A 13,382-nucleotide genomic window follows, 5' to 3' on the forward strand; every position below is an offset into this window, starting at 1 on the left:
CAGGGAAGTGGATATGTCATGCTCTGTTTCCGTGACGCGCGCCATTGCCGTGCCCGGATTGTTGTTATTACTGATTGTCGCCACGGCATTAAGTCTCATCATCGGGGCCAAGCCCCTCCCCGCGGTCGTGGTGCTGGATGCGCTTCGCGGCAGTTGCCACAGCGCCGACTGCACGATCGTGCTCGACGCCCGTCTGCCGCGCACGCTGGCGGGTCTGCTGGCGGGGGGCGCGCTCGGCCTTGCCGGGGCGCTCATGCAAACGCTCACCCGTAACCCACTGGCCGATCCCGGCCTGCTTGGCGTCAATTCCGGCGCCAGTTTCGCCATCGTGCTGGGGGCGGCGCTGTTTGGCTTTTCCACACCGCAGGAGCAACTGGTAATGGCTTTTGCGGGCGCGCTGGTGGCGTCGCTGATCGTGGCGTTTACCGGTAGCCAGGGCGGCGGACAGCTCAGTCCGGTGCGCCTGACGCTCGCCGGCGTCGCGCTGGCGGCGGTGCTGGAAGGCCTCACCAGCGGGATCGCGCTGCTTAACCCGGACGTCTACGATCAACTGCGCTTCTGGCAGGCCGGTTCGCTGGATATCCGCAGCCTGCAAACGCTCAAGGTGGTCATTGTACCGGTACTGTTCGCGGGAGCGACGGCGCTGATGCTGAGCCGGGCGCTCAACAGTCTGAGTCTTGGCAGTGATACCGCTACGGCGCTGGGCAGCAAAGTCGCGCGCACACAGCTTATCGGCCTGATGGCCATCACCGTGCTCTGCGGCAGCGCCACGGCGATCGTCGGGCCTGTCGCCTTTATCGGCCTGATGATGCCGCACATGGCGCGCTGGCTGGTGGGCGCCGACCACCGCTGGTCATTGCCTGTCACGCTGATCGCCACCCCTGCCCTGTTGCTGTTTGCGGATATCATCGGACGGTTGATTGTTCCCGGCGAACTGCGGGTCTCGGTCGTCAGCGCCTTTATCGGCGCGCCGGTGCTGATTTTTCTGGTTCGTCGACGCCCGCGAGGTGCCGCATGAGGCATATCTCCCGTCGTCTGTTTATCAGTTGCCTGCTACTGTTGCTTGCCTGCCTGCTAGTCGGTATGTGGAGTCTGCGCAGCGGCGCCGTAACGCTCGAAACCTCGCAGATTATCGCCGCCCTGCTCGGCGATGCGCCGCGCAGTATCACGATGGTCGTCACCGAATGGCGATTGCCGCGGGTATTGATGGCGTTGCTGATCGGCGCAGCGCTCGGGGTCAGCGGGGCGATTTTTCAGTCGCTGATGCGAAACCCCTTAGGTAGCCCCGACGTGATGGGCTTTAACACCGGCGCCTGGAGCGGCGTGCTGGTGGCAATGGTGCTGTTTGGCCAGCATCTGACCGCCATCGCGCTGGCGGCAATGGCGGGCGGTATTCTTACCTCGCTGCTGGTCTGGCTGCTCGCCTGGCGCAACGGCATTGAGACCTTCCGCCTGATCATCATCGGTATCGGCGTACGCGCGATGCTGGTGGCGTTCAACACCTGGCTGCTGTTGAAAGCCTCGCTGGAGACGGCGCTGACCGCCGGACTGTGGAACGCCGGGTCGCTGAACGGTCTGACGTGGGCAAAAACCTGGCCGTCCGCGCCGCTGATTATTCTCATGCTGATCTGCGCCGCCCTGCTGGTACGCCGAATGCGTCTGCTGGAAATGGGCGATGACAGCGCCTGTGCGCTGGGCGTCAGTGTCGAGCGTTCCCGCCTGATGATGATGCTGGTGGCCGTGGTATTAACCGCCGCCGCCACCGCGCTGGCCGGACCGATTTCGTTTGTTGCGCTCGTCGCGCCGCACATCGCCCGCCGACTTAGCGGTACCGCCCGCTGGGGATTAACCCAGTCCGCGCTCTGCGGGGCGCTGCTGCTGTTGGCGGCGGATCTCGGCGCACAGCAACTGTTTATGCCGTACCAGCTTCCGGTGGGCGTTGTCACCGTGAGCCTCGGCGGTATTTACCTTATCGCCTTGTTAATTCAGGAGTCCCGCAAAAAATGACCGAATCAGTAGCCCGTTTGCGTGGCGACCAGTTAACGCTGGGTTATGGAAAATTCACCGTTGCCGACAATCTTAGCGTCGCCATTCCGGACGGGCATTTCACCGCGATTATCGGGCCAAACGGCTGCGGCAAATCGACGTTGCTGCGTACCCTGAGCCGCCTGATGACGCCCGTACACGGACACGTCTGGCTGGATGGCGAGCACATCCAGCGTTACGCCAGTAAAGAGGTCGCGCGGCGCATCGGCCTGCTGGCGCAAAACGCCACCACCCCCGGTGATATTACCGTTCAGGAACTGGTGGCGCGGGGTCGCTACCCGCACCAGCCGCTGTTTACCCGCTGGCGCAAAGAGGATGAGGAAGCCGTTTCGCAGGCGATGCGCGCCACCGGTATTACCCATCTGGCCAACCAGAGCGTGGACACGCTTTCCGGCGGGCAGCGCCAGCGCGCATGGATTGCGATGGTGTTGGCGCAGGAGACGTCGATTATGCTGCTGGACGAACCCACCACCTGGCTGGATATCAGCCATCAAATCGATCTGCTGGAGTTGTTGAGCGAACTGAATCGCGAGAAAGGCTATACCCTTGCGGCGGTGTTGCACGATTTGAATCAGGCCTGCCGTTACGCTACGCATTTGATTGCCCTGCGGGACGGAAAAATTGTCGCCGAGGGCGCCCCCAGCGCGATTGTCAACGCCGGGTTGATTGAGGAAATCTACGGGTTGCGCTGCACCATCATTGACGATCCGGTCGCGGGTACGCCGCTGGTCGTGCCGCTTGGACGTTCAAACAGAGGTTAACGACGAAATGGCTTAGCCGGACAAGGTGCATATGCCCTGTCCGGCTGGCGGGTTTATTTATTCATCCGCCTCAATGCCGTTCAGCTTCCCGGCGATAACCGGACCAATCTTCTCAAACGCCGCAGGAGAAATGATCTCCACATGCGCGCAGTCCTGACCATACACCTCCAGTTCAGCGACCCACGGCGCCCAACTGCCTGTCGGACTCATCCCTGCGGGCAGCGTTTTTTCCGCCACAAACAGGGTCGCTCGCCCGTCAAACGGGACGCTGTGCGCGGTGCTCAGTAACCGCACAGCATCAGCATAGTTGCCTTCGATGGTGCTGAACAATTCACGGGAAGCCTTCCCCTGCTGGGCGGCCAGAAACGCTTCCCGCTCGCGATCGATTTCCGCCAGCACTTCCGGATCCAGCCCGTTGGCCTCTTTTTCCGACCAGTTTTGCGTTTCCGGCGGCCAGGTATCGAGCAGGCCCAGGAAAGCGACCGCTTCACCACGCGCGCGCAGGCGCGACGCAATGCCCTGCGCTAACGTGCCGCCGAGCGAATAGCCGAGTAAGTAATACGGGCCGTGCGGCTGTTGCGCCAACAGTGTCGCCAGATGGCGTTCGCAGACCGCGTCCAGATCGGCACAGGTCTGCATCGGCCCCTGTGGACGGGGAGACTGAATGCCGGTAATCGACCACTGCGAACCGAGATAGCGTGACAGAACGCTAAACTGCCAGGCAAATCCCGACGCCGGATGGAAACAGAACAGCGTGGGTCCCCTGCCTTTACGCAGCGGCAGCAGCGTTTCAAAACCCAGACGCTGGCTCTGTACGTCGTCTTCGGCCTCCAGTAACGCGGCCAGTTGGCCAACCGTCGACGCCACCATCACCTGCCCCGGCGTCACCTGACGCGCGAAAATACGGCTGAGCTGCGCCGCCAGCTTCATCGCCAGCAGCGAATGACCGCCGAGAGCAAAGAAGTCGGCATCAATGTCGTTAACTTCACAGCCCAGCAGTTGGCTGAACGCCCGCGCCACCTGCGTCTCAACCCCCGCCAGCGGCGCACGGCCTTTGGCGCGCGGGGCCAGTTCCGGCATCGGCAACGCTTTTCTGTCGAGCTTGCCGTTGGCGCTGAGCGGCAACTGCGCCAGTTGTAGCAGCACCACTGGCACCATGTGCGGCGGCAATGTCTCGCGCAGTTTCGCCTGTAGCGCCGCAATATCCAGCGGCAGGCCGGACTGTGAAACCAGATACCCCACCAGTTGACGGGCGTCGCCGCCGGTCGCCGCCGCCTGATTAAAGACGCAGGCATGAACCACCGCCTGCTCAACATCAGGCAGCGCCTGCATCACGCGGTCGATCTCACCCAGTTCAATGCGCTGTCCGCGGATCTTGAGCTGATCGTCACTGCGCCCAAGGTACTCCACCGCGCCGTTATCCAGCCAGCGCGCAACGTCGCCAGTACGATACATGCGCTCGCCGGGGGCAAACGGATCGGCGATAAACCGGCTCGCGGTGAGATCCGGTCGCCCAAGATACCCCTGTGCCAGTTGAATACCGGTCAGGTAGAGATCGCCCGCCACGCCAGGCGGAACCGGATGCATCATCGCATCCAGAATGCGCAGCCCTGTGTTCCAGACCGGGAAGCCAATCGGTACGCTACTGCCGGTGACCGCTGCCAGTTCGTCACCCCAGGCGGGATACCAGCTGACATCTACCGCCGCTTCCGTCGGCCCGTACAGGTTATGCAGCGGCGCATGGGTCAGTTGCTCCCACTCCCGGCACAGCTCGGCGGGCAGCGCTTCGCCGCTACAGAAGACGTGTTGCAACGTGGCGCAGCTTTCGCGGGCGCTTTCCGGCGTTAGCGACGCCACAAACGCCGCCAGCATCGACGGCACAAAGTGGGTAGTCGTCACCCCATAATGGGCAAAGAAGCGCTGCATGGCGAGCGGATCGCGGTGTGCCTCCGGCTCGGCCATCACCAGCTTCGCGCCGGCGATAAACGGCCAGAAGAATTCCCAGACCGAGACGTCAAAACTGCACGGCGTTTTTTGCGCCACCACGTCGCTCGCCGTCAGCCCATAATGGTTTTGCATCCACAGCAGACGATTGACGATGGCGGTTTGCCCCACCATCACGCCTTTCGGCCTGCCCGTCGACCCGGAGGTGAAAATGATATAGGCGGTATGGTGCGGCTGAGATAAACCGAGCGGCTGGCCGTCCCCGCCTGCCAGCGGTTCGCTGTAGCAAAGGCTTTCCAGCCCCGGCAGGTCGTTAAAGCGAGCACGCTGTTCTTCACTGGTGATTAGCAGTTTAGGTCGGGCATCTTCGAGCATCATCCGCAGACGATCGTCCGGATAGCCGGTATCCAGCGGCAGCCAGGCCGCACCGGCTTCGACAATGCCATGCAGAGCGAGAGTCAGGAAAACAGAGCGCGGTAACGCCACCGCGACGCTGTTACCCGGTTTCACGCCGTGCTCGCGCAGCAGCGTCGCCAGCGCCACCACTTGCTCGCGCATTTCACGGTAGCTGAACTGATAACGCGCATCCGCCAGCGCCGGGGCGTTCGGCGTTCTTTTCGCCTGCTCCGCCACCAGCGCGCTGAGGGTCGTCCGAGGGATCGCGACCTCCGTGGCGTTGACGCTCTCCAGATGCCGCCACTCTGCCGGCAGCAGCATGTCGGCATCGCCGCAGCGTAGCGCAGGATTTTCTGCAAACTGTTCAATTATCGCCGTCAGACGCGCGGCGTGCTTCGTCAGGGTCGCTTCATCATAACGCTGGCTGTTAGCCAGCAGCTCGATGCTCAGGCCGCCGTCTTCATCGGGGAACAACGCCAGTTCAAGATCGTTGACCGGACCGGTCGCCAGCGTATGGGTCTGTGCCTGAATGCCCGGAATATCCAGTTGATAATCAAAAACTTTAACATTGAGTACCGGACCAAACAGCGGCTCTTCTCCGGCGGCGCGCCCGCTGTCGCGAACGATCTGCTCTGCGTCATAGCGCTGATGACGGCGCATTTTTTTCAACTGCGCCGAGAGTCGTTTCGCCAGATCCGCCAGACTTTCTGCGGCATCAATGCGTACCCCAAGCGGTAACACGTTAAGCACCGGTCCGGTCGCCGTCAGAGCTGCCGAGCCCATCCGACGCATAAAGATAAAGCCCGCGGCGTACTCCATCCGGCTGCACAGCCTGCCGAGCCACAGCGCCACCAGCGCCAGCGCCAGATCGGTGCGCTGCACGTCAGGGAACTGCGCCGACAGCTGGCGAAACGCCCCTTCCGGCGCGTTCAGCTTCATGCGGACGATCTCTGCCGTTGTCGCGCGTCCCGGCAACGGCGCGGAAGACAGCGACGCGGGCGGCGGCAATTCCCGGCGCTGCTGAGCCCAGAACGCGCCGTCGCGCTGCCAGGCGTCGCTCTGGCGATACTGCTGATATTCCTCTACAACCTCAGCAAACGGCGTAAACGGCGAGGCGGGCGTGGGTTCATCACGCTGCCACGCGCAGTATATCGCCGCGATCTGGCGGGTAATGGCCGGGAAACTAAAGCCATCGACCAGCAAATGATGATAGCGCTGATACCAGTACCAGCGGTTATCCGCTACCCGAATTAACTGATGAAACGCCAGCGGTTTACCGCTGTCCACGCGCAGATTTTGTTGCAGATCCGCCTGCATCAGCGCCAGCGCAGCGTCATGAGGATGGACGGCATCACGCAGATCGGTTATCTGCGGTCCGGCAAAGCGCAGAGAATCATCCACCCACTGCCAGACGTCGCCGTTATCTTCCGTAAAGCGCATCCGCAGCGTGTCGGCCTGCTCCATTCCGGCAACCACCGCGCGCGCCAGCAACGGCGCGTCCAGATGGCCAGTAAGCTCCACATAGTGGGCGACGCTCCAGGCCGACGGCAGCGTTGACAGTTTTTCTGCCATCCAGATGCCGGGCTGAGCGGCGACCAGCGGTAAACGTTGGCTCATAGCGCCTCCTGCGAAACGGCATAATAGTGAGGAAGCAAAGTACGCCAGTGTGTTTCCAGCCACTGCTGACACGCCGCCTGGGACTGAGGCCCGGCTACCACCTGCCAGCCAGCGGGCAGCGCGCACTGCTGCGGCCAGAGGCTAAACTGATGCTGACCATTTTGCAGAATGTAAAACAGTCCCTGCGGGTTATCGAAGGGATTCGTGAATTCCATACTCAACTCCTGTCGTGGAAAATCGCCTGCTTAACGCAGCGGCTGCCAGAGGTCGATAAGCCCCTGCATCAGCCCGCCGCGCCAGCAAAGCGCATCATGTCCGCCGTCAACCTGACGCCAGAAAACCGACTGCTGTGTTGTCTCCAGTTGTGCATAAAGCGCCTGGTTCGCCCGGAAAATCACCGGCTCCCGGACCCCGGCCTCCAGCACAATGCGCAAACCGTTGGCCTGAAGAAGCCCGGCTTTGAGTTGTTCTGTGATAAACCCGTCCTGATGGCCGCCGCGATGGGGCCACCAGTACGAACCGGACTGACTGAGGACGCAGCCGAAGCGCCCGGGCCAGTTCAGTCCGGCGTAAAGCGATGACAAGCCGCCGAAGCTCTGTCCGGCCACCAGCGTGCGATCGGCGCGGTCGCTGAACGGCGCAACGGCGTAAACCTGCGGCAATAATTCTTCCTGCACGGCCAGCCAGAAGTCGGGATTACAGGGAAGCTCGCGGCTGCGGTGAGCGGTATCGATCGCATCAATCAGCACGTACACCGCCTGCGGAAGCAGCCCTTGCTGCGTGAGTGACGTCAGCGCAGGCCAGACCGGCAGACTTTGCGCCCAGAACTGGCCGTCGAGCAACACAGCCAACGGACGCGTTTGCGGCCGATCGTCGCCGGTAGTAAAAACCCACACCCGTCGCGTATTGCCGAGGCGTTTGCTGCGCCATTGCACCACAGTTGGCAGAGAACGGGGCGGCTGCGGGCGATCCCAGCCGGGCTGCGCTGGCGCCTGGGGCATTTCCAGCGCCGACACGCCATGTCCTCGCCCGCCCTGCCAACTTACCGGGTTGAGCGGGTCGGCAATCGCCTGGGGCAACAACTGCCGCCAGCCTTCGCGCAACATGGTCCGATCGGGCGTTTCACCGACCGCCAGACCGGCAAACACATCGTCACGCGCGGTAGGAATAAAGCAGTAGCTGCCGCGCCAGTGAGCGCCAAGAACTGTTCGCCATTGCCAGACATCCGTTCCGGCAATGCGCTGCATCGACTGAGGCAACTGGTTCTGATGATGGTCGGTCACGCCGGTGATATAGACCCACACGCGCTGAATGGGGGAGCAGGTTTCATCGCCCTGCGGATCGCGCCACCAGAAGGTGACCTGGTAATTGCCGTTGGCATCGCGTGTCCATTCAGGACCGTTTTTTGACTGCCACCAGGCCTCGCTCCCAACCGTTAACGCCGTCACCGTCTTAACCCCATGTTTATTGTGAAATTTTTCATTGATTGATGAAATATATTGATAATATTATTGATAACTATTTGCATTTGCAATAGCGTATTGTCGCGCTGTGGGAAGCGCGAACACGTTTTAACCAACCGCACTGCGTGCTTTTCTGGAATGGAGGGTTTTCGCAGACGCGGGCGATATCGGGCCAGATGCGTCTTTCCGGCAACTGGTACACGTGGCTAAAGAAAAGCAGGATAAACAATGAACAAGAAGATTCATTCACTGGCCTTATTGGTCAATTTAGGGATTTACGGGGTCGCGCTGCCCGCCATGGCAGAAGAGACAACCGACAGCACAACCGCCTCTCATGAAGACACCATCGTCGTGACCGCCGCCCAGCAAAACCTGCAGGCCCCCGGCGTGTCGACCATTACCGCCGATGAAATTCGCAAAAACCCGCCCGCTCGCGACGTCGCCGAAATTATCCGTACGATGCCAGGCGTTAACCTGACCGGTAACTCGACCAGCGGTCAGCGCGGCAACAACCGCCAGATCGACATTCGCGGTATGGGGCCGGAAAACACCCTGATTCTGATCGACGGTAAGCCCGTCACCAGCCGTAACTCAGTGCGACTTGGCTGGCGCGGCGAACGTGACACCCGTGGCGATACGGCCTGGGTACCGCCGGAAATGATTGAACGCATTGAAGTGCTGCGCGGTCCTGCCGCAGCGCGCTACGGCAATGGCGCCGCCGGGGGCGTGGTGAATATTATCACCAAGAAAAGCAGCAGCGAGTGGCACGGCTCATGGAACACCTATTTCAACGCGCCGGAGCACAAAGACGAAGGCGCGACCAAGCGCACCAACTTCAGCCTGAACGGCCCGCTCGGCGGGGATTTCAGCTTCCGTCTGTACGGTAACCTCGATAAAACCCAGGCCGACGCGCGCAACATTAACCAGGGGCATCAATCAGAGCGTACCGGCACCTATGCAGATACCCTGCCCGCCGGACGCGAAGGGGTCATCAACAAAGATATTAACGGCGTGGTGCGCTGGGACTTCGCGCCGATGCAGTCCCTCGAACTGGAAGCGGGCTACAGTCGTCAGGGCAACCTGTACGCCGGGGATACGCAAAATACCAACACGAACCAGTTGGTGAAAGATAATTACGGCAAAGAGACTAACCGTCTGTACCGTCAAAACTACTCGCTGACCTGGAACGGCGGCTGGGACAACGGCGTCACCACCAGCAACTGGGTGCAGTATGAACATACCCGTAACTCCCGGACACCGGAAGGTCTGGCGGGCGGTACCGAAGGGATCTTCGATCCGAAGGCCGCGCAGAAATATGTTGATGCCGACCTGAACGACGTGACCCTGCACAGTGAAGTCAGTATTCCACTGGATCTGTTGGTAAACCAGAACCTGACGCTGGGCACCGAGTGGACCCAACAGCGCATGAAGGACATGCTTTCCAACTCGCAAACCTTTATGGGCGGCGATATTCCGGGCTATAGCAGTACCGATCGCAGCCCGTATTCAAAAGCGGAAATCTTCTCGCTGTTCGCTGAGAACAACATGGAGTTGACCGACACCACCATGCTGACGCCGGGGCTGCGTTTCGATCATCACAGCATCGTCGGCAACAACTGGAGTCCGTCCCTGAACCTGTCACAGGGCCTCGGCGACGATTTTACCCTGAAAATGGGGATCGCCCGCGCCTATAAAGCACCGAGCCTGTATCAGACCAACCCGAACTACATTCTGTACAGCAAAGGCCAGGGCTGTTACGCCACGGGCGCGGCATCCGGCATCGGCTGTTACATGATGGGTAACGATGATCTGAAAGCTGAAACCAGCATTAACAAAGAGATCGGCCTTGAGTTCAAACGCGACGGCTGGCTGGCGGGCATTACCTGGTTCCGCAATGATTACCGCAATAAGATTGAGGCGGGTACCGCGCCGATGAACCGCACGTCCATCACCAGCAAAGGGAAAACCACTTACACCGATATTTACCAGTGGGAGAACGTACCCAAAGCCGTGGTTGAAGGTCTGGAAGGAACGTTAAACGTGCCGGTCAGTGAAACGGTGAACTGGACTAACAACATCACGTACATGCTGCAGAGTAAGAACAAAGAGACCGGCGAGCGCCTGTCGATTATTCCAGAGTACACGCTGAACTCAACGCTGAGCTGGCAGGTGCATCAGGACGTCTCGCTGCAGTCCACCTTCACCTGGTACGGCAAACAAGAGCCGAAGAAATACGACTACCAGGGTAAACCGGTGACGGGTTCAGACAAACAGTCCGTCAGCCCGTACAGCATCGTTGGCCTGAGCGCCACCTGGGACGTGACCAAGAACGTCAGCCTGACCGGCGGCGTGGATAACGTCTTCGACAAGCGATTGTGGCGTGAAGGGAATGCCCAGACTACCGGCAGCACGACTGACGTCTCGTATATGCGTGGCGCAGGCGCGTACACGTATAACGAACCGGGTCGTACGTGGTATATGAGCGTAAACACCCACTTCTGATATCAGCACACCCTTCCGCGCGGGCGGAAGGGTGTTATTATCACCCCATGCAAATCACCCATTCTCGTCTCCCCTTCGCCGACCTTACGCTGCACGTCGTCACTTTCGATCCCGCCAGCTTTCAGGAAAGCGACCTGCTGTGGCTCCCTCACTACACGCGTCTGATGAACGCCGGACGCAAGCGTAAAAGCGAGCATCTGGCAGGCCGGATTGCCGCCGTACATGCGTTAAGGGAGTATGGCGTCAAAAGCGTACCGGGCATCGGCGATCGGCGTCAGCCGCTATGGCCGGAAGGGCTGTTCGGCAGCATCAGCCACTGCGGCAATACCGCGCTGGCGGTAGTCGCCAGAGAGCCAGTGGGGGTTGATACAGAAGCCTTGTTTTCGCCGCAGACGGCGGAAGAACTGGTAAGAAGTCTCGTTTCGGAGGCTGAGCAGGAACGTCTGAAAGCGTGTCGCCTGCCCTTTGAACAGGCGCTGACGCTGGCCTTTTCCGCCAAAGAGAGCGCTTTTAAAGCCACGCCAGCGTCAGAGCAGCATCACGCCGGGTTTCACCACTATGAGATTGTCGACGTGCAGGCAGACCTGCTGCGTCTGCGCCACCGCGCGCTGCGTTGGCGCGTGCAGTGGCATTTCACCCAACAGCATCTGATCACGCTGGCCCGCGGTTAACCGTTGAGCAACTCTCGCGCCTGATTCGCCACAGACTGCGCGTCAAAGCCGTGGTGTTGTCGCATCCAGCGCCGATCCGCCGCCGCAGCGTATTCACCGTCCGGAATACCCAACCGTTTCAGTACCGCGCCGCTGCCCGCTTCTGCCAGCGCCTCCGCCACCAGACTGCCCAGCCCGCCGTTAACGTTATGTTCTTCAACGGTTATTACCGCCTTGCACCCTTTCAGCGCAGCCAACAGGGCCTGTGTATCACAAGGGCGGATTGACGGCACGCCGATTACCGTCGCATGGATACCGGCGTCGGCTAACAGCGAGGCGGCATCCACCACTTCATGCACCGTCGACCCTGTCGCCACCAGCGCCAGATCGTCACCTTCGCGTAACGTCACAACCGCGCCAGGCGCAAAGCGATAGTCCTCACCATACAACTCCGGCAGCGCTTTGCCGTCCATACGGATATACACCGGACCGACATAACCGAGGGCATAGTCGATGATCTGACGGCATTCGCGCGGAGACGAAGGGGCGAATATCTGGATATTGCCAAACCCCCGCATAACAGCGAGATCGTCGATCGAATGGTGGGTACTGGCCAACGGCCCATAGCTGGCCCCGGCGTTCAGGCCAAACAGCTTCACGTTCGTGTTGTTGTAACAAACATCGACTTTGATTTGCTCGTTAGCCCGGGAAATCAGGAACGGTGCGGCGTTACACGTGACGGCGACTTTCCCGCCCAGCGCCAGCCCTGCCGCCGTACCGACCATGCTTTGCTCGGCGATCCCCACGTTAACCAGCCTGCCGGGAAACTGTTTGATAAACGGGGCAATCTTCGCCGTCGAGGTGGAGTCCGCCACCACCGGCACCAGGTCGACGCCCTTTTCCACGGCATCAATAAACGCCTGAACCATCACGTTCGCGAGGTGTTCTGCATTACTCATCTTTCAGTTCCTCCAGTGCCAGTGCGATTTCTTCGCCTTTCGGTACGCGGTGGTGCCATTCCGGACGTCCCTGAATAAAGGAGATCCCTGCGCCTTTGGTGGTGTTGGCGATAATGACATTGGGTTTACCCGCCTGTTTCAGCCCTTCCAGCGCGGCAACCACCGACGCCATCTCATTGCCTTCACACTCCGTTACCGCCATACCAAACGCCCGCCATTTATCGGCCAGCGGGTCCGTATTCAGGATTTCGCGGGTCGGCCCGGCAAGCTGAAGATTGTTTTTATCGTTAATGATGATCAGGTTATCCAGCCCGTAATGCGCTGCCGCCAGCGCGGCTTCCCAGTTACTGCCTTCTGCCAGCTCGCCGTCGCCGGTAATCAAAAAAATGCGGCGGGCGCTGTTGCTTTTTTTGGCTGCCAGCGCCAGTCCCACCGCAACAGGCAAACCGTGGCCCAGCGCGCCCGTGTTCAACTCAATGCCGGGGGTTTTCTGGCGAACCGGGTGTCCGGGAAGATGGGAGTTGGCATGCTGGTAGGTTTCCAGCCAGTCGACGGGGAAAAATCCCGCTTCTGCCAGCACGCAGTAATAGCACCCCACCGCGTGCCCTTTAGACTGGATGTAGATGTCGCGCTGGTCATCGTCCAGGCGATCCGGCGCGACGTTGAGAATACGGAAGTAGAGCGCGGTCAGCAGTTCAACCTGAGACAAGTCGGCACCGGTGTGGCCGCCTGCGGGACTGTTGGCGTTGAGTCTGACAATGTGGCGGCGCACGGCTCGCGCCTTGCGCTCAAGCGTCTGGATATCGTAATTATAGGGATTCATTTAATACCTCTGAATTTATTTTCAATATGGAATATTTATTCCACCAGGAACTAAAAAAACCAGACATCCCCAGGCGTTGCATGACATGGCTTGTGCCGCTGCAGGATACTCAGGAACATTCTGTCTCCTTACCGCAACTGGATTAACGAACGACATATTCAATTGACTTAACGCTACATTGAATATATATTCACACTTGATTCTTTATTCAATTATGCGAC

The 13,382-nt window shown here is 60.2% G+C and carries 10 protein-coding genes; 5 read left to right on the forward strand and 5 right to left on the reverse strand.

What is annotated here, in order from left to right:
* Positions 1–13 precede the first annotated feature (13 nt).
* The 3 genes from fepD to fepC are packed head-to-tail and all read left to right on the forward strand — an operon-like array spanning position 14 to position 2,807.
* On the forward strand, positions 14–1,018 hold the full coding sequence (gene fepD, locus APU02_RS00810; RefSeq protein ID WP_060568932.1) for a Fe(3+)-siderophore ABC transporter permease: 1,005 nt from the start codon (positions 14–16) through the stop codon (positions 1,016–1,018).
* Positions 1,015–2,007 (forward strand): iron-enterobactin ABC transporter permease, encoded by a 993-nt coding sequence (gene fepG, locus APU02_RS00815; protein WP_042285627.1) that lies wholly within the window; start codon positions 1,015–1,017, stop codon positions 2,005–2,007. The genes fepD and fepG overlap by 4 nt, the downstream gene beginning before the upstream one ends.
* Positions 2,004–2,807, forward strand: a complete 804-nt coding sequence (fepC, locus tag APU02_RS00820; protein WP_060568933.1) for an iron-enterobactin ABC transporter ATP-binding protein — start codon at positions 2,004–2,006, stop codon at positions 2,805–2,807. Before fepG ends, fepC begins: the two co-directional genes overlap by 4 nt.
* A 57-nt stretch (positions 2,808–2,864) precedes the next feature.
* Here the strand turns inward: fepC and entF are convergent, their stop codons facing one another.
* Genes entF through fes form a run of 3 tightly spaced genes read right to left on the reverse strand, consistent with a single transcriptional unit; the run spans position 2,865 to position 8,212 of the window.
* Positions 2,865–6,764, reverse strand: a complete 3,900-nt coding sequence (entF, locus tag APU02_RS00825) for an enterobactin non-ribosomal peptide synthetase EntF (RefSeq protein ID WP_060568934.1) — start codon at positions 6,762–6,764, stop codon at positions 2,865–2,867.
* Positions 6,761–6,979 carry an MbtH family NRPS accessory protein gene (locus tag APU02_RS00830; RefSeq protein WP_060568935.1) on the reverse strand — a complete coding sequence of 73 codons (219 nt, stop codon included), beginning with the start codon at positions 6,977–6,979 and terminating at the stop codon, positions 6,761–6,763. Before APU02_RS00830 ends, entF begins: the two co-directional genes overlap by 4 nt.
* A 30-nt stretch (positions 6,980–7,009) precedes the next feature.
* Positions 7,010–8,212, reverse strand: a complete 1,203-nt coding sequence (fes, locus tag APU02_RS00835; RefSeq protein ID WP_060568936.1) for an enterochelin esterase — start codon at positions 8,210–8,212, stop codon at positions 7,010–7,012.
* A gap of 243 nt (positions 8,213–8,455) precedes the next feature.
* On the opposite strand from fes, the gene APU02_RS00840 reads away from it, so the two are divergent.
* Both APU02_RS00840 and entD read left to right on the forward strand, forming a co-directional pair.
* Positions 8,456–10,729 carry a TonB-dependent siderophore receptor gene (locus APU02_RS00840; protein ID WP_060568937.1) on the forward strand — a complete coding sequence of 758 codons (2,274 nt, stop codon included), beginning with the start codon at positions 8,456–8,458 and terminating at the stop codon, positions 10,727–10,729.
* Positions 10,730–10,776: 47 nt separating this feature from the next.
* Complete coding sequence (entD, locus tag APU02_RS00845; RefSeq protein ID WP_060568938.1) at positions 10,777–11,400, forward strand: enterobactin synthase subunit EntD; 624 nt, start codon at positions 10,777–10,779, stop codon at positions 11,398–11,400.
* On the opposite strand, the gene APU02_RS00850 is transcribed toward entD, so the two are convergent.
* Together APU02_RS00850 and APU02_RS00855 are read right to left on the reverse strand one after the other, a co-directional pair.
* Entirely contained in the window at positions 11,397–12,338 is a 942-nt protein-coding gene (locus tag APU02_RS00850) for a transketolase C-terminal domain-containing protein (protein WP_042285642.1), read from the reverse strand. The genes entD and APU02_RS00850 overlap by 4 nt on opposite strands.
* The gene (locus APU02_RS00855; RefSeq protein WP_042285644.1) at positions 12,331–13,161 is read right to left on the reverse strand and encodes a transketolase; all 831 of its coding nucleotides are present in this window, start codon (positions 13,159–13,161) and stop codon (positions 12,331–12,333) included. Before APU02_RS00855 ends, APU02_RS00850 begins: the two co-directional genes overlap by 8 nt.
* Positions 13,162–13,382 lie beyond the last annotated feature (221 nt).

It is taken from the genome of Citrobacter sp. 50677481, from assembly GCF_001463265.1.
GTDB lineage: Bacteria > Pseudomonadota > Gammaproteobacteria > Enterobacterales > Enterobacteriaceae > Citrobacter_A > Citrobacter_A sedlakii.

Coding starts and splice junctions, on each gene's coding strand:
- APU02_RS00855 (WP_042285644.1), bottom strand. CDS start 13,161: ATGAATCCCTATAATTACGATATCCAGACGCTTGAGCGCAAGGCGCGA.
- entF (WP_060568934.1), bottom strand. CDS start 6,764: ATGAGCCAACGTTTACCGCTGGTCGCCGCTCAGCCCGGCATCTGGATG.
- fepG (WP_042285627.1), top strand. CDS start 1,015: ATGAGGCATATCTCCCGTCGTCTGTTTATCAGTTGCCTGCTACTGTTG.
- fepC (WP_060568933.1), top strand. CDS start 2,004: ATGACCGAATCAGTAGCCCGTTTGCGTGGCGACCAGTTAACGCTGGGT.
- APU02_RS00840 (WP_060568937.1), top strand. CDS start 8,456: ATGAACAAGAAGATTCATTCACTGGCCTTATTGGTCAATTTAGGGATT.
- APU02_RS00850 (WP_042285642.1), bottom strand. CDS start 12,338: ATGAGTAATGCAGAACACCTCGCGAACGTGATGGTTCAGGCGTTTATT.
- entD (WP_060568938.1), top strand. CDS start 10,777: ATGCAAATCACCCATTCTCGTCTCCCCTTCGCCGACCTTACGCTGCAC.
- APU02_RS00830 (WP_060568935.1), bottom strand. CDS start 6,979: ATGGAATTCACGAATCCCTTCGATAACCCGCAGGGACTGTTTTACATT.
- fepD (WP_060568932.1), top strand. CDS start 14: ATGTCATGCTCTGTTTCCGTGACGCGCGCCATTGCCGTGCCCGGATTG.